Origin of the sequence: Streptomyces sp. CB01373 (assembly GCF_002803075.1) — a bacterium.
GTDB lineage: Bacteria > Actinomycetota > Actinomycetes > Streptomycetales > Streptomycetaceae > Streptomyces.
In genome coordinates this window covers 1-17,849 of record NZ_NNBK01000020.1, presented here as the reverse complement: position 1 = coordinate 17,849, position 17,849 = coordinate 1, and the positions used below count along the sequence as shown (strand labels likewise).

General features: G+C 70.8%; 13 protein-coding genes and 1 pseudogene. 8 read left to right on the top strand and 6 right to left on the bottom strand.

Features of this window, described 5'->3' with window-relative positions; all coding sequences use genetic code 11:
• Positions 1-4 precede the first annotated feature (4 nt).
• The 4 genes and pseudogenes from CG719_RS28775 to CG719_RS28765 all read right to left on the bottom strand — a co-directional run bounded on the left by CG719_RS28775 (position 5) and on the right by CG719_RS28765 (position 6,837).
• Entirely contained in the window at positions 5-1,876 is a 1,872-nt protein-coding gene (locus tag CG719_RS28775) for an ABC transporter substrate-binding protein (RefSeq protein ID WP_100571639.1), read from the bottom strand.
• A gap of 311 nt (positions 1,877-2,187) precedes the next feature.
• Positions 2,188-5,295, bottom strand: coding sequence for a MinD/ParA family ATP-binding protein (locus CG719_RS28770; protein ID WP_159024972.1), 3,108 nt, complete (start codon positions 5,293-5,295; stop codon positions 2,188-2,190).
• Between the two features lie 666 nt (positions 5,296-5,961).
• Positions 5,962-6,093 (bottom strand): annotated as a pseudogene (locus CG719_RS37455) (SCO5717 family growth-regulating ATPase); the annotation flags it as partial.
• Between the two features lie 450 nt (positions 6,094-6,543).
• Positions 6,544-6,837, bottom strand: a complete 294-nt coding sequence (locus tag CG719_RS28765; protein ID WP_100571637.1) for a DUF397 domain-containing protein — start codon at positions 6,835-6,837, stop codon at positions 6,544-6,546.
• A 280-nt stretch (positions 6,838-7,117) separates the two neighbouring features.
• Here CG719_RS28765 and rpsO point away from each other — a divergent pair, with 280 nt between their 5' ends.
• The 5 genes from rpsO (at position 7,118) to CG719_RS28740 (ending at position 12,619) form a co-directional block, all read left to right on the top strand.
• Positions 7,118-7,405, top strand: a complete 288-nt coding sequence (rpsO, locus tag CG719_RS28760; protein WP_100571636.1) for a 30S ribosomal protein S15 — start codon at positions 7,118-7,120, stop codon at positions 7,403-7,405.
• Positions 7,406-7,763: 358 nt separating this feature from the next.
• Positions 7,764-9,983, top strand: a complete 2,220-nt coding sequence (locus tag CG719_RS28755; RefSeq protein ID WP_100571635.1) for a polyribonucleotide nucleotidyltransferase — start codon at positions 7,764-7,766, stop codon at positions 9,981-9,983.
• Positions 9,980-11,359: a M16 family metallopeptidase gene (locus CG719_RS28750; RefSeq protein ID WP_100571634.1), complete on the top strand. Its 1,380-nt coding sequence runs from the start codon at positions 9,980-9,982 to the stop codon at positions 11,357-11,359. The genes CG719_RS28755 and CG719_RS28750 overlap by 4 nt, the downstream gene beginning before the upstream one ends.
• Positions 11,360-11,395: 36 nt before the next feature.
• Positions 11,396-12,148: a 4-hydroxy-tetrahydrodipicolinate reductase gene (gene dapB / locus CG719_RS28745; RefSeq protein ID WP_100571633.1), complete on the top strand. Its 753-nt coding sequence runs from the start codon at positions 11,396-11,398 to the stop codon at positions 12,146-12,148.
• A 15-nt stretch (positions 12,149-12,163) separates the two neighbouring features.
• Entirely contained in the window at positions 12,164-12,619 is a 456-nt protein-coding gene (locus CG719_RS28740) for a tetratricopeptide repeat protein (protein ID WP_100571632.1), read from the top strand.
• 80 nt (positions 12,620-12,699) lie between these two features.
• Here CG719_RS28740 and CG719_RS28735 read toward each other — a convergent pair whose 3' ends face one another.
• Together CG719_RS28735 and CG719_RS28730 are read right to left on the bottom strand one after the other, a co-directional pair.
• On the bottom strand, positions 12,700-13,254 hold the full coding sequence (locus CG719_RS28735) for a PH domain-containing protein (protein WP_100571631.1): 555 nt from the start codon (positions 13,252-13,254) through the stop codon (positions 12,700-12,702).
• A 134-nt stretch (positions 13,255-13,388) separates the two neighbouring features.
• Positions 13,389-13,628, bottom strand: a complete 240-nt coding sequence (locus CG719_RS28730; RefSeq protein WP_100571778.1) for a hypothetical protein — start codon at positions 13,626-13,628, stop codon at positions 13,389-13,391.
• A gap of 200 nt (positions 13,629-13,828) precedes the next feature.
• On the opposite strand from CG719_RS28730, the gene thyX reads away from it, so the two are divergent.
• From thyX to CG719_RS28715, 3 genes are all read left to right on the top strand, one after another.
• Complete coding sequence (thyX, locus tag CG719_RS28725) at positions 13,829-14,569, top strand: FAD-dependent thymidylate synthase (RefSeq protein WP_100571630.1); 741 nt, start codon at positions 13,829-13,831, stop codon at positions 14,567-14,569.
• A 214-nt stretch (positions 14,570-14,783) separates the two neighbouring features.
• Entirely contained in the window at positions 14,784-15,683 is a 900-nt protein-coding gene (gene dapA / locus CG719_RS28720; RefSeq protein WP_100571629.1) for a 4-hydroxy-tetrahydrodipicolinate synthase, read from the top strand.
• Positions 15,684-15,838: 155 nt separating this feature from the next.
• Complete coding sequence (locus tag CG719_RS28715) at positions 15,839-17,524, top strand: ribonuclease J (protein WP_100571628.1); 1,686 nt, start codon at positions 15,839-15,841, stop codon at positions 17,522-17,524.
• Positions 17,525-17,849: the final 325 nt, after the last annotated feature.

Here is a 17,849-nt window from a genome sequence, read left to right as displayed (position 1 = left end):
CTGCCTATTCGCGGTCTTCTGCTGTTGCCCGGCGGCGCACCGCGAAGAGCGCCGCGAGGCCGCCGAGGACGACGACGCCGGCGACGATCGCGATGATGACGCCCGTCGACGTGGAACCGCCCGAGGAATCGTCGGAGTTCGCCGGAACGGCCGACCACCAGCTCCAGTAGCCGTCCTGGCCGTAGATGTTGCCCGCCTTGGACGGCATGGTCGTGATCGACTCGATCTGGTCCGTGCGGTAGGCCTCGACGGCGTTCGGATAGGCCATGACGTTCATGTACCCGAGGTCGTACAGCCGCGACTCCATCTGCTTGACCAGGTCCGCCCGCTTGGCGGGGTCGTACTCCGCCAACTGCTGGGCGTACAGCTCGTCGTACTTCTTGTCGCAGATGAAGTCGTCGGTGGCGTCGGTGTCCTTCGGGGTCGCCGGGAGCGCGGCGCAGGTGTGGATGGAGAGCACGTAGTCGGGGTCAGGGTTGACGGACCAGCCGTCGAAGGCGAGGTCGTACTTGCCCGCGAGCCACGGATCGGTCACGTTGTCCAGGCAGTTGAGCTCGACCCCGATGCCGAGCTTGCCCCACCACTCCTGGAGGTACTTGCCGACCGCCTTGTCGTTGGGGTCGGTGGCGTGGCACAGCACGCGGTAGTTCAGCGGCTTGCCGTCCTTGCCGACGCGTTTGCCGTCAGCGTTCTCCTTGTAGCCCGCCTCGTCGAGGAGCCGGCCGGCCTTCGCCGGGTCGTACGCCAGCTCCTGGTCCGCCGACGGCTTCCAGAAGTACGACTCGTAGCGCGGCGGGATGTAGCCCTGGCCCTGCTCCGCGTGGCCCTGGAAGACCTTGTCCACGATGGCCTGCCGGTCCACCGCCATGAACAGCGCGTGCCGCACCCGCTCGTCCAGCAGGGACGGGTCGCCGTCACCGAACTTCTTGCCGTTCCTGGCCCGGGCGCCCGGGTTGGTGGCGAGGGCGTAGAAGCGGCGGCCGGGGCCCTCGTTGACGTGGATGTTCTGTGCGCCCTTGAGTGAGGCGGCCTGAGCGGGTGTCAGGGCCGGCGAGCCCGCCACGAAGGAGACCTCGCCCTTGCGCAGCGCGGCGACGGCGGCGTCCTGGTCCTTGTAGTACCGGAAGACCAGCTCGTCGAACTTCGGCGCGCCTCGCCAGAAGCTCTTGTTGGCCTCCAGCCGCACGTAGCTGTCGGGCTTGTAGTCGGTCAGGACGAACGGTCCGTTGCCGACGATCGGGAAGCTCTTGTCGTTGTTGAACTTCGAGAAGTCGTCGACCTTCTCCCAGACGTGCTTGGGCACGATCGGCACGTCGAGCGCGGTCATCGTGGCCTGCGGCTTCTTCAGCCGGATCACGAGCTGGGTGGGGCTGGGCGCGGTGACCTCGGCGAAGTTGGTGACGAAGTTGCCGTTGGCGGTGGCAGCGCCCTCGTCGGTCATCATCTTGTTGAGCGTCCACGCCGCGTCCTCGGCGGTGGCCTGCTGCCCGTCCGACCACTTGGAGTTCGAGCGGATCGTGTACGTCCAGGTCAGCTTGTCCGGCGACGGCTCCCACTTGGTGGCCAGGGCCGGGACGACGTGGGCGTCCTTGGGGTCGTAGTTGGTCAGGTACTCGTACATCAGCCGGTGGACGCTCGTGCTGAGCAGACGTCCCGCGAGGAAGGGACTGAGCGAGTCGACGCTCTGCGCGACGGCGACCGTGAGGACCTTCTTGCCCTGCGCGCTCTCCGCGGCGTGGGCCTGCGGCGCGGCCGGAGCGAGGGGGGTCGCGAGCCCGGCCGTGAGGACGAGGGCGGCGGCGCCCGCGGCGAGGAGCCGTGTCCCCTTCAACCGGGGGCCGGTACGTCCTCTGCCGTGCTGATCGTGTGTCTTCATGGCTCGGTGACCTCGCGTCGTCGCTCGCAGAAGACGGTTTGCGCCTTCTGCCGGGCTGGCTTGAACGGGCTTGATCGGGTGGCGCCGGCGGAATGAAGTGAGTGTCTATCAGCGGCAGTCTGCGCGCGTCAACGGTTCGTCAAACCCCATGTGGCCTGCGGAAATAACGACTTGAGCGCGATCTTGCTCCCATTGGTGGAGACCACTGAAGCCTCCCTGGTGAGGGCGTGGCGGCGGAATCCGACCGGTTCTGACTGCGAACACGCGAAGGCCCGCGCCGTGGGAACGGCGCGGGCCCGGAGGGGGTGGAGCTACTGGTGGGGCGGGGGAGGGGTCTGCGGGTAAGGCGGGTTGGGTTGCCCCGGCTGCTGCGGGGTCTGGGGGTAGGGCTGGTCGGCCTGGCCCGGCTGAGCGGGGTGGCCCGGCTGTCCTGGCTGGTGGCCGGGGTAGGGCTGCGGTTGGGCCGGGTACGGCTGAGCGGGGGCGGGTTGGCCTGGGACCGGCGGTCCGGGGTACGCCTGGCCAGGGGCGGGCTGGCCGGGGTACGGCTGTCCGGGGTATGGCTGGCCCGGATGGGGTTGTCCGGGAACCGGCTGTCCGGGGTACGGCTGGCCCGGCATGGGCGGGGCCGCGACCGGCGGCGGGTTGCCGTCGGAGGTCCACAGCCCGTGCGCCTGCTGGTGCCGTACGAAGTCCTCCGCGACCATCGCCGCGAGGTTGAAGTACGCCTCCCGCACCTTCGGCCGCATCATGTCGAGGTCGACCTCGGCACCGGCGGACAGATGCTCGTCGAAGGGCACCACGACGACACCCCGGCAACGGGTCTCGAAGTGCGCGACGATGTCGTCCACCTTGATCATCTTGCCGGTCTCGCGCACCCCGGAGATCACGGTGAGGGAGCGGGCGACGAGGTCGGCGTACCCGTGCGCCGACAGCCAGTCCAGCGTCGTACTGGCACTGCTGGCACCGTCCACGGACGGCGTGGAGATGATGATGAGCTGATCGGCGAGGTCGAGCACGCCGCGCATGGCGCTGTAGAGCAGACCCGTACCGGAGTCGGTCAGGATGATCGGGTACTGCTTGCCGAGCACGTCGATCGCGCGCCGGTAGTCCTCGTCGTTGAACGTCGTGGACACGGCCGGGTCGACGTCGTTGGCGATGATCTCGAGACCCGAGGGCGCCTGGGACGTGAACCGCCTGATGTCCATGTAGGAGTTGATGTACGGGATCGCCTGGACGAGGTCACGGATGGTGGCCCCGGTCTCCCGGCGCACCCGGCGGCCGAGCGTGCCGGCGTCCGGGTTGGCGTCGATGGCGAGGATCTTGTCCTGCCGTTCGGTGGCGAGCGTGGAGCCGAGCGCGGTGGTGGTGGTCGTCTTGCCGACGCCGCCCTTGAGGCTGATGACCGCGATGCGGTAGCAGGACAGCACCGGCGTACGGATCAGGCTCAGCTTCCGCTGCCGCTCGGCCTCCTCCTTCTTCCCGCCGATCCGGAACCGTGCTCCGGGACCGGCGGGCCGAGTGCTGCGGGCCTTCTGCTTCTTGTTGTTGAGCAGCCGGTCGGAGGACAGCTCCACGGCCGCCGTGTAACCGAGCGGTGCCGCACCGGGGTTGATCGGCGGGCGCTGGTCGTGCTGTATGGGCTGCGGCCAACTGGCCCCGAGACGAGGGTCGACGGGCTGCTGCGGGGGAGCCGGCGGCTGAGCCTGAGCCGGCGGCTGTGCCTGAGCTCCGCCGGGCTGCGCGGGCGGGTTGGGGACACCAGGGGCGGCGGCCGGGCCCTGGCCCTGCGGGAATCCGTATCCGCCCGGCTGCTCCGCACCCACCGGGCCAGTAACCGGCGGCCGGCCCGCGGCGGGGGGCTGCGCACCGGGGGTGCCGGGCTGGGGGAAGCCGTATCCGGCTTGGGGATTGACGGGGGCCGCGGCGGGGGCGGTCGGCGGTCGGCCCCCGGGCGCGGGCTGCGCACCCGGGGTGCCGGGCTGCGGGAAGCCGTAACCGGGCTGGGAGTTGGCCGGGTCCGGGGTGGCGGCGGTTGCCGGTTGCTGCGTGGGCGGCTGCTGGGCGCCGGGGAAGCCGTATTCGGCTTGGGGAGTGGCCGGGCCCGTCGGAGGCCGGCCTGCCGACGAGGCCTGCGCGCCCGGGGCGCCGGCCTGGGGGAAGCCGTATCCGGCTTGGGGGCCGACCGGGGGCATGGGGGCGGTTGCCGGCGGCTGGGTGCCGGGAATGCCGGGACCGGGGAAGCCGTATCCGGCTTGCGGGTTGGCGGGAGGTGCGGTGGGGCTGGTCGGCGGTTGGCCGCCGGGTGCGGGCTGGGCACCGGGGGTGCCGGGCTGGGGGAAGCCGTATCCGGCCTGGGGGTTGGCCGGGGGTTCGGTGGGGGCGGTCGGCGGTTGCTGCGGGCCGGGGGTGCCGGGGTGCGGGAAGCCGTAGCCCTGCTGCGGGGCCGCCGGTGCGGACGCCGGGGGCGGCGGTGACGGTACGGCGGGCGGAGTCCAGGCAGCGGGGGCGGGCTGAGGTGCCTGCGGCTGGAAGGGCGGCTGCTGGGCCGACTCGTGCGGCTGCCCCTGCGGGGCCGTCGGCTGCGGCTCGCTGGGCCACTGAGCCGCAGCCGCGGGCACCGCGGGCTGGTACGACGGCGGCAGCGGCGGCACCGGACCCTGAGGGACCGGCGGCGGAGCCCAGGCGGCGGGCGCGCCCTGCGAAGCCTCGGCGGCCGCTGCCGGGGTGGCCTCCTGGGACGCCGTGTCCTGGGATGCCGCAGTCTCAACAACGACGTCCTGCGGAACGGCGTCCTCGGGCTCGGACTCCCGCTCCTCCCGCTCCTGCGGAACGGCGTCCCGCGGCTCCGAGTCCCGCGGGGCGGCGTCCTGCGGTTCCGCGGCGGGCGTCGAGTCTTCCGGAGCGGCGTCCTCGGGTTCGGCGGGGACGGGCTCCGAGACCGCGGCAGCGGATTCCTCGGGCGCGCCGTCCGTCACCTCGGCGTCGGACATCGAGGCATCCGCCTCCGCGTGCGACTCCGTCTCCTCCGTCTTCTCCGTCTTCTCTGCCTTCTCGGCATCCGAGGATTCGGCGGACGTCTGCTCCGCTACCTGGTCCTCCTCGGCCTCAACGTCGGCGGACTCGGCACCGGAGTCCGCCGGGACCGCGTCCACGTCGCCCGAGTCGACGTCCTCAGCCACATCCTCCGCTGCGTCGGAGCCGTCCCGAGGCCCGGCCACGTCGGCCGGCCCGGTCTCCCCGGGCCCCTCCGGCTCGTCGGCCTCATCAGCTGCGGCACCGGCACCGGTCCCGGCCTGGGAGTCCGTGTCCGCCACCGCGGCCGACTCGTCCTCCCCGTCCTCGGCGCCGGGCGCCTCGCCCTGCTCGTCGGCCACCTGCGCCGCCTCCCGCCGCACGGCGACGGCGGAGATCCGCATGGTGGCACCGCTCTCGAGGTCACCGGCCCCGGCACCCGTGACCGAGGGCGACCCGCCCACAGGAATGTGCGGCACCGCCGTCGGAGACGCGGCACCGGCCGGATCCTCCTCCGGCGAATCCGCCGCCTGCTGCGGCTCGAACCCGCCACCCAGCGGCAGCTTCGGTACGGCGACCGGGCCCCCCACCTCCGGCGGGGGAGGCGTGAAGGGCGCCCCCGGCGCGGGAGCCGGCGGCGTGAAGGACGCGCCCGGCGCGGGCGGAGGCGGAGAGAAGGGAGCCCCCGGCGCGGGAGCGGGTGGAGTGAACGACGCTCCTGGTGCAGGAGCCGGCGGCGTGAAAGGCGCGCCCGGCGCGGCCGGAGGCGGAGGGGACGGCGCCCCCGGTGCAGGCGCGGGCGGGGTGAGGGACACCCCCGGCGCGGGAGCCGGCGGCGTGAACGGCGCCCCCGGCGTCGGCTGAGGAGGTGTGAAGGGCGCCCCCGGCGTCGCCGTGGCGTGCGGCGGCGGAGTCAGCCCGGGCACCGGACCGCTCGGAGCGGCGGGGCGCCCGGGACCGCCCGGCGCAGCCGGAGCCCCCGGCGGAACCGGTGCGTCAGAAGAAGGGCCCCCGGTGGTACCGGCCGCCCCGGCCCCACCGGCCGACTGCCCCGGCCCGCTCGACGCGTTCTGCGTGTACCAGGCGGGCGGCGCGTAGTCGATCGTGAACTCGCCCGTCGTCTCGATGGCGGACGCCGCGTCGGGCTGGTCGTCGCCGGGCGTGGCCCAGCCCCCGCGGATCCCGTCCCGATCGCTGCTCACAGTTCCTCCTGGTGTGGTCGAGCGCCCTCAATGCCGTGCGGGGGCGACCATTTCTCGTCGTCCTTGGTCGTTCGAGGTCGTCCGATCCACCGACTTCCCCCCGTGACGACGATGCCCGGTCCACGGGTTCCGACATCGCGCCCCCTGTCCCAGCCTAATCACCAGGAGACTCACCATGGCAGGCCCGTCCGTCCCCCGGTGCCCGCCCACTTGACGACAACCTGCCCCGAATCGCGGTGCACAGCAAGGCATCCGCAAGCAGAACGGACACATCCGTACTCAAGCCGTACAGAAGGTGAACCCTGAACCCCGAGGCACCACGGCTCACGAACCGGCCTGCCCAGAGGGGCCATTGAAGGACCGATCCGTCAACCACGCCCATCCGTCAAGCGGGTTGACGAATGGGGGCGGCACGCGCACGTGCCGCCCCCATTCATGTCCGCGCGCCCCTCACTCGGACGCGAGCCCCCCGTTGTGAGGGGCGGGCTCCAGGTCGAACTCGCCGTCCCGTGCGCCCAGCACGAACGCCCGCCACTCCGCCTCCGTGTAGCGCAGCACCGTCTCCGGGTCGAGGGAGGACCGCATGGCGACGGCGCCGTCGGGCAGATAGGCGATCTCGACGCGCTCCTCGTGCTCCTCCGTGCCCGGCGCGCAGTGCCACCGCACACCGGAGATGTCGAGCGCGTACAGTTCGTCGCGCTCGCGTTCCTTGCGGGCCTTGATCTCCGCTTCCGTCTCCGCCATGTCGCAGCGACCCCTTCCAGACGAGCCCAACGTGCCGCGCTCACCCTAGTGGCCCGCCGGCCCCTCTCGGCAGGATCGGAGAACCGGGGGAAAACGGGCCGTCGCGGCCTGGTACGCTGTGTGACGGCCGTTTGTGTACGCACCCCCGGAGCCCTCGCAGGAAGCCCTGCGGGCCCTGGAGGCCGCGCCCAGCGGATCCCCGCCTCCCGAGTCAGGGAAGCTCCCCCGAGACGAAGACCGGGGGCACTCGGAGGCCACTCACGGAGCACGAGGAGTACGAGTGTCGCTCGACGCCGCAACGAAGAAGCAGATCATCACCGAGTTCGGTACCAAGGAGGGTGACACCGGCTCCCCCGAGGTCCAGGTCGCTCTGCTGTCCCGTCGGATCTCCGACCTGACGGAGCACCTCAAGACCCACAAGCACGACCACCACTCCCGCCGCGGCCTGCTGATCCTGGTCGGTCAGCGCCGCCGCCTGCTGCAGTACCTCGCCAAGAAGGACATCCAGCGCTTCCGCGCGCTGGTCGACCGCCTCGGCATCCGCCGTGGTGCGGCGGGCGCCAAGTAGGACGTCGTGAAGGGAGCGGTTCCCGGGAGACAGGGGACCGCTCCCTTTGCCGTACGTAAGGGAACGTACGGGAACGTGCGGAGTGTCGGTGCCGCTTTGTAGTGTGGTAGCACGACGCAGTAGAACGCAGTACCTGTGACACGGCGTGACAGGGCCTGCCCCAGGCGGGCACGGCATGTCCGCCCATGACGAAACGAGGAGGAGCGCACCTCGCCGCCGCCGGTCCTCGGTAGTGGCCCCCGGGAGAAGTGAACCCCGGGTGCTTCGATCGAAGACCGGCCCGTACCGGACGGAGCGCCTCTCCGCCACCGTCCCCCCGCCACACGGGCGGGAGGACGACGACGAGGAGAAAACGCTAGTGGAGAACGAGACCCACTACGCCGAAGCCGTGATCGACAACGGCCCCTTCGGCACCCGTACCATCCGCTTCGAGACGGGCCGCCTGGCCAAGCAGGCCGCCGGCTCCGCCGTCGCGTACCTGGACGACGACACCATGGTGCTGTCAGCCACCACCGCGTCCAAGAACCCCAAGGACCAGCTCGACTTCTTCCCGCTGACGGTCGACGTCGAGGAGCGGATGTACGCGGCCGGGAAGATCCCCGGTTCCTTCTTCCGCCGTGAGGGCCGTCCGTCCGAGGACGCCATCCTCACCTGCCGCCTGATCGACCGCCCGCTGCGCCCGTCCTTCAAGAAGGGCCTGCGCAACGAGATCCAGGTCGTCTGCACCGTCATGGCGCTCAACCCCGACCACCTGTACGACGTCGTGGCGATCAACGCCGCGTCCGCGTCGACGCAGCTGGCCGGCCTGCCCTTCTCCGGCCCGATCGGCGGCGTCCGCGTCGCGCTGATCCGCGGCCAGTGGGTCGCGTTCCCGACGCACACCGAGCTCGAGGACGCCGTCTTCGACATGGTGGTCGCCGGCCGCGTCCTGGAGGACGGCGACGTCGCGATCATGATGGTCGAGGCCGAGGCCACCGACAAGACCATCAAGCTGGTCGACGGCGGCTCCGAGGCCCCCACCGAGGAGGTCGTCGCCGCCGGTCTGGACGCCGCGAAGCCCTTCATCAAGGTGCTCTGCCGCGCCCAGTCGGACCTCGCCGCCAAGGCCGCCAAGCCGACCGGCGAGTTCCCGATCTTCCTCGACCACCAGGACGACGTCCTGGAGGCGCTGACCGCCGCCGTCCGCCCCGAGCTCGCCCAGGCGCTCACCATCGCCGGCAAGCAGGAGCGCGAGACGGAGCTGGACCGCGTCAAGGGTCTGGCCGCCGAGAAGCTGCTGCCCGAGTTCGAGGGCCGCGAGAAGGAGATCTCCGCCGCGTACCGCTCGCTGACCAAGACCCTGGTCCGTGAGCGCGTCATCAAGGAGAAGAAGCGCATCGACGGCCGCGGTGTCACAGACATCCGCACGCTGGCCGCCGAGGTCGAGGCCATCCCGCGGGTGCACGGCTCCGCGCTGTTCGAGCGTGGCGAGACCCAGATCCTGGGCGTCACCACCCTGAACATGCTCCGCATGGAGCAGCAGCTGGACACCCTCTCCCCGGTGACCCGCAAGCGCTACATGCACAACTACAACTTCCCGCCGTACTCCACCGGTGAGACCGGCCGCGTCGGCTCCCCCAAGCGCCGCGAGATCGGCCACGGAGCCCTCGCCGAGCGCGCGCTCGTGCCGGTGCTGCCCGCGCGCGAGGAGTTCCCGTACGCGATCCGTCAGGTCTCCGAGGCCCTCGGGTCCAACGGCTCGACCTCGATGGGTTCGGTCTGCGCCTCCACCATGTCGCTGCTGAACGCCGGTGTGCCGCTGAAGGCCCCGGTCGCCGGTATCGCCATGGGCCTGATCTCCCAGGAGATCGACGGCGAGACGCACTACGTGACCCTCACCGACATCCTCGGTGCGGAGGACGCCTTCGGCGACATGGACTTCAAGGTCGCCGGCACCAAGGAGTTCGTCACCGCCCTCCAGCTCGACACCAAGCTGGACGGCATCCCGGCCTCCGTCCTGGCCGCCGCCCTGAAGCAGGCCCGTGACGCCCGCCTCCACATCCTCGACGTGATGATGGAAGCGATCGACACGCCGGACGAGATGTCCCCGAACGCGCCGCGGATCATCACCGTGAAGATCCCGGTCGACAAGATCGGTGAGGTCATCGGCCCCAAGGGCAAGATGATCAACCAGATCCAGGAGGACACGGGCGCCGAGATCACCATCGAGGACGACGGCACGATCTACATCGGTGCCGCCGACGGGCCGTCCGCCGAGGCCGCCCGTGCCACGATCAACAGCATCGCCAACCCGACGATGCCCGAGGTCGGCGAGCGTTACCTGGGCACGGTCGTGAAGACGACCACCTTCGGCGCGTTCGTCTCCCTGATGCCCGGCAAGGACGGTCTGCTGCACATCTCGCAGATCCGCAAGCTGGCAGGCGGCAAGCGCGTGGAGAACGTCGAGGACGTGCTCGGCGTGGGCCACAAGGTCCAGGTCGAGATCGCCGAGATCGACTCCCGCGGCAAGCTCTCCCTGGTCCCCGTGATCGAGGGCGAGGAAGACGGCAACGACAAGAAGGACGACGCCGACAAGTGACGTCCCGTGGCTTCAAGGCGACGGCCCGCACCTCTTCGGAGGCGCGGGCCGTCGCCCGTACCCAAACCCTCGTCAAGGGCCAGAACGGCATCGGCACGGTCCGCAGGACCACCCTCCCGGGCGGCCTGCGCATCGTCACCGAGACCCTGCCCTCCGTGCGCTCCGCCACCTTCGGCATCTGGGCGCACGTCGGCTCCCGCGACGAGACGCCCGCGCTCAACGGCGCCACGCACTATCTGGAGCACCTGCTCTTCAAGGGCACGTCCCGCCGGTCCGCCCTGGACATCTCCGCCGCGATCGACGCTGTCGGCGGCGAGATGAACGCGTTCACGGCCAAGGAGTACACGTGCTACTACGCGCGCGTGCTCGACACCGACCTGCCCCTCGCCATCGACGTCGTCTGCGACATGCTCACCGGCTCGCTGATCCTGGAGGAGGACGTCGACGTCGAGCGCGGCGCGATCCTCGAAGAGATCGCGATGACCGAGGACGACCCCGGCGACTGCGTGCACGACCTGTTCGCGCACACCATGTTCGGCGACAACGCCCTCGGCCGCCCGGTCCTCGGCACGGTCGACACGGTCAACGCCCTCACCGCCGACCGCATCCGCCGCTTCTACAAGAAGCACTACGACCCCACCCACCTGGTGGTCGCCTGCGCCGGCAACATCGACCACGCCAAGGTCGTACGCCAGGTCCGCGCCGCCTTCGAGAAGGCCGGCGCCCTCGGCAACGCCCAGGCCGTCCCCATCGCCCCGCGCGACGGCCGCCGCACCCTGCGCACCGCCGGCCGGGTCGAGCTGCAGAACCGCAGGACGGAGCAGGCGCACGTCGTCCTCGGCATGCCGGGCCTGGCCCGCACCGACGACCGGCGCTGGGCCCTGGGCGTGCTGAACACCGCCCTCGGCGGCGGCATGTCCTCCCGCCTCTTCCAGGAGGTCCGGGAGAAGCGCGGCCTGGCCTACAGCGTGTACTCCTACACCTCCGGCTTCGCCGACTGCGGACTGTTCGGCGTCTACGCCGGCTGCCGCCCGAGCCAGGTGCACGACGTGCTGAGGATCTGCCGGGACGAACTCGACCAGGTCGCCGAGAACGGGCTGACCGACGACGAGATCGGCCGCGCCATCGGCCAGCTCCAGGGCTCCACCGTCCTCGGCCTGGAGGACACGGGTGCGCTGATGAACCGTATCGGCAAGAGTGAACTGTGCTGGGGCGAGCAGATCTCCGTCGACGACATGCTGGCCAGGATGGCCGCGGTCACCCCGGACGAGGTCCGCTCGGTCGCCCGGGACATCCTGGGACAGCGTCCGTCGCTGTCGGTCATCGGCCCGCTCAAGGACAAGCAGGCCGAGCGTCTGCACGACGCGGTCGCCTAACCCTCTGTCCGTCCGTCGGTGGTAAGGAAGCAAGAGATGAGCAAGCTGCGCGTGGCGGTCCTCGGTGCCAAGGGCCGGATCGGGTCCGAGGCGGTACGGGCGGTGGAGGCCGCCGAGGACATGGAACTGGTCGCCGCCCTCGGCCGGGGCGACAAGCTGGAGACCCTCGCCGAGACCGGCGCGCAGGTCGTGGTCGAACTGACCACCCCCGGGTCGGTCATGGGCAACCTCGACTTCTGCGTACGGCACGGCATCCACGCCGTCGTCGGTACCACCGGCTGGACCGACGAGCGCCTCGCGCAGCTGCGGGGCTGGCTGGCCCTGTCCCCGCAGACCGGTGTGCTGATCGCGCCGAACTTCTCCATCGGCGCCGTGCTCACCATGAAGTTCGCGCAGATCGCCGCGCCCTGGTTCGAGTCCGTCGAGGTCATCGAGCTGCACCACCCGAACAAGGCCGACGCCCCGTCCGGCACCGCCACCCGCACCGCGCAGCTCATCGCCGAGGCCCGGGCGGAGGCGGGCTCGGCCCCCGCGCCGGACGCCACCGTCACCGCCCTGGACGGGGCGCGCGGCGCCGTCGTCGACGGGGTGCCGGTCCACTCCGTGCGCCTGCGCGGACTCCTCGCCCACCAGGAGGTCCTGCTGGGCGGCGAGGGGGAGACGCTCACCGTCCGCCACGACTCGCTCCACCACAGCAGCTTCATGCCGGGCATCCTGCTCGGCGCGCGCCGCGTGGTGACCACTCCGGGCCTGACCGTCGGCCTGGAGCACTTCCTCGACCTGAACTGAGCCCCGAAGCCCCTCATGCGCGCGAAGATCACCTACCTCGTCACGGCCGCCGTCCTGGTCTTCTACTTCGTCCTGGTCGGCAGCCGCGGCGTCATGCTCATCCAGTACGGCACACCCGTCACCGTCGCCTTCGGGATCGCCGTGCTGATCCTGCCGGTGATCGGCCTGTGGTTCCTGTGGAAGAACACCCAGTTCGTCCGCCGGGCCAACCAGCTCGCCGCCGAGCTCGATGCCGAAGGGGGCCTGCCCGTCGACGAGTTGAGCCGCACGCCCAGCGGGCGCATCGACCGTGACTCGGCGGACCGGGTCTTCGCCGAGCGCAGGGCCGAGACCGAGGCGGCACCCGACGACTGGCGCACCTGGTTCCGCCTCGCCGTCGCCTACCACGATGCCCGCGACACCCCCCGGGCCCGCAAGGCGATGCAGCGGGCGATCGCCCTGCACGACGGCAAGCCGGTGCAGACCGTCTGACACCCGGAACACCTCGTGTACGCGAAGGGGCCCGGTCCGCACGCGCGGACCGGGCCCCTCACGCATATCGGCGGCCGGGGTCAGCTCTGCCTGTTCTCCTCCGCCCACGCCTCCACCGTGTCCGCCGCCCGGTCGAACGCCTCGGCACGTCCCAGGAAGTCGGCGTTGTGCGTGGTCATCAGCGGCGGCAGCTCCTGCTGCCCACGGCCCGTGCGGCCGAGCGTCAGCGCCTGCCCCTGCACCGTGCGCGGCAGCCCCAGCCAGCGCACCGGCTGCTGCACGGTCCGCACGCCGGCGACCTGCGCCCACGGCGTCGTACGGGTGACGAGGAGGCTCACGTGCCGCAGCCCGCGCGCGCTGACCCAGACGCCCATGCGCAGCATCCGCAGCGCGCCCGCGATCAGGACCAGGGCGACGACGAAGCAGAAACCGGCGGAGGACAGCGTGGCGGTGAGCGCCGTGACGACCCCCGCGAGCAGCACGAAGGAGGCGAGCAGCAGCACGAGGGCGGCCACCCCCACGCGCCACGGACCGGGCCGGTAGGGGCGTCGCCAGCGCTCGCGGTCGTCGAAGGGAAGCGCTACGTCGTCCGCCGCGTCGAAGGCGCGGTCGGCCGTCAGGAAGGACAGGGGCACGGCTGGTCCTCACTCAATCCATGCGTGGGCTGTGCCCGGTGAGGCTATCCGCATGGGTCCGCGCCCACCACCCGTGGGGGTCCGGGGGAGGTGCCCGCCGGGCCACCGGGCGGCGGCACGGCGCCCGCACCGGCTCAGTGTCCGGGGGAGACCTGGGACTGCTGGGTCTCGGCGGGGGAGTGGCTGATGGTCAGCGCGGGCGTGCCGAGGATCACGGAGCCCACGAGCGCGGCGACGATGGTCAGCCCCAGCAGGCAGCGCCCGGCTATTCGCCCGGTGGACGCGCGCTCGCGGGGCGGGGGAGCGACATTGCTGCGGAACCGGTCGGCTTCGGCGACGAAGGCGAACGGTACGGGCTCGCGCCGACGGAGCATCGGGTACGACTCCTTCCGGGGGTCGAACGGGGGTGTCTCACCCATACAGACGACCGAGTGTCCCGAAAGGTGCCCGGTTCCTCCGAAATCGCAGATCTTCACCAAAGATGTCGCGCCCCGGCACCGAACGCCCCGATGCCGGAGGCGGGCCGTAGAGTGGGCGCCGCCCGTCAGACGTGAAGGAAGGGACCCGCCCAGCCGTGACCGCCACCCCCGCCGACGACCCGAAGCCCAGCTTCCGCAGCGACGTCACCGTCGAACTGGTCAAGCACGCCGCGTCGGACGCCGACGTGCTGTTCGCGGCCCGCGTCTCCACCCTCGGCGAGCAGTCCCTGGCCGAGCTGGACAAGGACCCCGAGCGCTCCAAGGGCCTGATCAACTTCCTCATGCGCGACCGGCACGGCAGCCCCTTCGAGCACAACTCGATGACCTTCTTCATCAGCGCCCCCATCTTCGTCTTCCGCGAGTTCATGCGGCACCGCGTGGGCTGGTCGTACAACGAGGAGAGCGGCCGCTACCGCGAGCTGGAGCCGGTCTTCTACGTCCCCGACGAGTCCCGCAAGCTCGTCCAGGAGGGACGCCCGGGCAAGTACCGGTTCGTCGAGGGCACCCAGGCCCAGCAGGAGCTGGTCGGCCGGGTCATGACGGACTCCTACCGGCAGGCGTACGAGGCCTACCAGGAGATGCTCGAGGCCGGTGTCGCCCGCGAGGTGGCCCGCTCGGTCCTGCCGGTCGGCCTCTTCTCGTCGATGTACGCCACCTGCAACGCCCGCTCGCTCATGCACTTCCTCGGTCTGCGCACCCAGCACGAGCTGGCCAAGGTGCCGTCCTTCCCGCAGCGGGAGATCGAGATGGCGGGCGAGAAGATGGAGGCCGAGTGGGCCAGGCTCATGCCGCTGACCCACGCCGCCTTCAACGCCAACGGCCGGGTCGCGCCGTAACCGGCGCCCTCCGCCCGGTCAGGCACAGATGTACGGTTCAGCCGGGCGAAGTGTCCGGATTGCGGGGCTTGCAGAAGTTCATCTAGCCTGATCAAACGGACCCGGCACTGCTTGAACCCCCGAGCAGGCAGTGCCGGGCTCCATCTTTGCCGGCACCCGTCGGTCCGCCCCCCGAGGGCAGTCCCCACCTTGAGCAGCGAGTAGCGTGTTACCCATGGCTCCGACCTCGACTCCGCAGACCCCCTTCGGGCGGGTCCTCACCGCCATGGTCACGCCCTTCACGGCGGACGGCGCACTCGACCTCGACGGCGCGCAGCGGCTCGCCGCCCACCTGGTGGACGCAGGCAACGACGGCCTGATCGTCAACGGCACCACCGGCGAGTCCCCCACCACCAGTGATGCGGAGAAAACGGACCTGGTGCGCGCGGTCCGGGAAGCGGTCGGCGACCGTGCCCACGTCGTGGCGGGCGTCGGCACCAACGACACCCGGCACAGCATCGAACTGGCCCGCGCCGCCGAGCAGGCCGGCGCGCACGGCCTGCTGACCGTCACGCCGTACTACAACAAGCCCCCGCAGGAGGGCCTGTACCGGCACTTCAAGGCCATCGCCGACGCGACCGGCCTGCCGGTCATGCTCTACGACATCCCTGGCCGCAGCGGCGTCCCGATCAACACCGAGACGATCGTCCGCCTCGCCGAGCACCCGCGGATCGTCGCCAACAAGGACGCCAAGGGCGACCTCGGCCGGGCTAGCTGGGCCATCGCGCGCTCCGGCCTCGCCTGGTACTCCGGCGACGACATGCTGAACCTGCCCCTGCTCTCGGTCGGCGCGGTCGGTTTCGTCTCCGTCGTCGGCCACGTCGTCACCCCGGACCTGCGCGCCCTGGTCGAGGCGTACACCTCCGGCGACGTCCAGAAGGCCACCGAGATCCACCAGAAGCTGCTCCCGGTGTACACCGGCATGTTCCGCACCCAGGGCGTCATGACCACCAAGGCCGCGCTCGCCCTCCAGGGCCTGCCCAGCGGTCCGCTGCGGGCTCCGATGATCGGGCTCACGCCCGAGGAGACCGAGCAGCTCAAGATCGATCTTGCCGCCGGCGGGGTACAGCTCTGACAACGAGACTTCGCACCACCCCGTGAACCCGAGGCCTGACAACTGAATAGGCGGGCCACCGGTGCCCGCAACCCACCATGACAACTGCTTCTGCACGAACGTCACGCGCGCCACGTGCCCACCGGTACGTGGCGCGCGTGTTTGAGGAGAGTCTTTTGAGTCATCCGCATCCTGAACTGGGTTCGCCCCCGCGCCTCCCCGAAGGCGGTCTGAGGGTCACCCCCCTCGGCGGTCTCGGCGAGATCGGCCGGAACATGACCGTCTTCGAATACGACGGCCGTCTGCTGATCGTCGACTGCGGAGTGCTCTTCCCCGAGGAGGAGCAGCCCGGAATCGACCTGATCCTGCCGGACTTCACGTCCATCCGTGACCGCCTCGACGACATCGAGGGCATCGTCCTCACCCATGGACACGAGGACCACATCGGTGGTGTCCCGTTCCTCCTGCGCGAGAAGCCGGACATCCCCCTCATCGGCTCCAAGCTGACGCTCGCCCTCATCGAGGCCAAGCTCCAGGAGCACCGCATCCGCCCGTACACCCTGGAGGTGGCGGAAGGACAGCGTGAGCGCGTCGGCCCCTTCGACTGCGAGTTCATCGCGGTCAACCACTCCATCCCGGACGCCCTCGCGGTCGCCATCCGCACCCCCGCGGGCATGGTCGTGCACACCGGCGACTTCAAGATGGACCAGCTCCCGCTGGACAACCGCCTGACCGACCTGCACGCGTTCGCGCGGCTGAGCGAGGAAGGCATCGACCTTCTCCTCGCGGACTCCACTAACGCCGAGGTGCCGGGCTTCGTCCCGCCCGAGCGGGACATCTCCAACGTGCTGCGCCAGGTCTTCGGCGCCGCCCGCAAGCGGATCATCGTGGCGAGCTTCGCCAGCCACGTCCACCGCATCCAGCAGATCCTGGACGCCGCGCACGAGTACGGCCGCCGGGTCGCCTTCGTCGGCCGGTCCATGGTCCGCAACATGGGCATCGCCAGGGACCTGGGCTATCTGAGGGTCCCGCCGGGCCTGGTGGTCGACGTCAGGACCCTGGACGACCTGCCCGACCACGAGGTCGTGCTCGTCTGCACCGGCTCGCAGGGCGAGCCGATGGCGGCGCTGTCCCGCATGGCCAACCGCGACCACCAGATCCGTATCGTCGAGGGCGACACGGTGATCCTGGCGTCGTCGCTGATCCCGGGCAACGAGAACGCGGTGTACCGGGTCATCAACGGCCTGACCCGCTGGGGCGCCGAAGTCGTGCACAAGGGCAACGCGAAGGTGCATGTCTCGGGCCACGCCTCGGCCGGCGAGCTGCTGTACTTCTACAACATCTGCCGGCCGCGGAACCTCATGCCGGTCCACGGCGAATGGCGCCATCTGCGGGCCAACGCCGAGCTGGGCGCCCTGACCGGAGTCCCGCACGACCGGATCGTCATCGCCGAGGACGGTGTGACCGTCGACCTGGTCGAGGGCAAGGCCAGGATCTCCGGCAAGGTCCAGGCCGGCTACGTCTACGTGGACGGCCTCTCGGTCGGCGACGTCGGCGAGCCCGCGCTGAAGGACCGGAAGATCCTCGGCGACGAGGGCATCATCTCGGTCTTCGTGGTGGTCGACTCCACCACGGGCAAGGTCACCGGCGGCCCGCACGTCCAGGCCCGCGGCTCGGGCATCGAGGACTCCGCCTTCGCCGCGGTCATCCCGAAGATCGCGGAGGCGCTGGAGAAGTCCGCCCAGGAGGGCATCGCGGACTCCCACCAGCTCCAGCAGCTCATCCGCCGCACCCTCGGCAAGTGGGTCTCGGACTCCTACCGGCGCCGGCCGATGATCCTCCCGGTCGTCGTGGAGGTCTGACCCGCGTACGTCCCCCGGGACGCGCGAACTGGGAGCGGGGCACCTCGATTTGCATCGGGGCGCCCCGCTCCAGTACGTTTACGGCTCCGCCAGGACGGGAACCCGAAGGCTTCAAGCGCTTCGGGGGACACTCCCGGAACCGGCGGAAAACCGACTCAGAATCTCTGATAAAGTCGGAACCGCCGGAAAGGGAAACGCGAGAGCGGAAACCTGGAAAGCACCGAGGAAATCGGATCGGAAAAAGATCTGATAGAGTCGGAAACGCCGAAGGGAAGCCCGGAGGAAAGCCCGAGAGGGTGAGTACAAAGGAAGCGTCCGTTCCTTG

Bases quoted from the DNA above. Each gene is read 5' to 3' on its own strand.
- dapA (WP_100571629.1), top strand. From the start codon at position 14,784: ATGGCTCCGACCTCGACTCCGCAGACCCCCTTCGGGCGGGTCCTCACC.
- CG719_RS28765 (WP_100571637.1), bottom strand. From the start codon at position 6,837: ATGGCGGAGACGGAAGCGGAGATCAAGGCCCGCAAGGAACGCGAGCGC.
- dapB (WP_100571633.1), top strand. From the start codon at position 11,396: ATGAGCAAGCTGCGCGTGGCGGTCCTCGGTGCCAAGGGCCGGATCGGG.
- CG719_RS28775 (WP_100571639.1), bottom strand. From the start codon at position 1,876: ATGAAGACACACGATCAGCACGGCAGAGGACGTACCGGCCCCCGGTTG.
- CG719_RS28730 (WP_100571778.1), bottom strand. From the start codon at position 13,628: ATGCTCCGTCGGCGCGAGCCCGTACCGTTCGCCTTCGTCGCCGAAGCC.
- CG719_RS28740 (WP_100571632.1), top strand. From the start codon at position 12,164: ATGCGCGCGAAGATCACCTACCTCGTCACGGCCGCCGTCCTGGTCTTC.
- CG719_RS28770 (WP_159024972.1), bottom strand. From the start codon at position 5,295: ATGCGGATCTCCGCCGTCGCCGTGCGGCGGGAGGCGGCGCAGGTGGCC.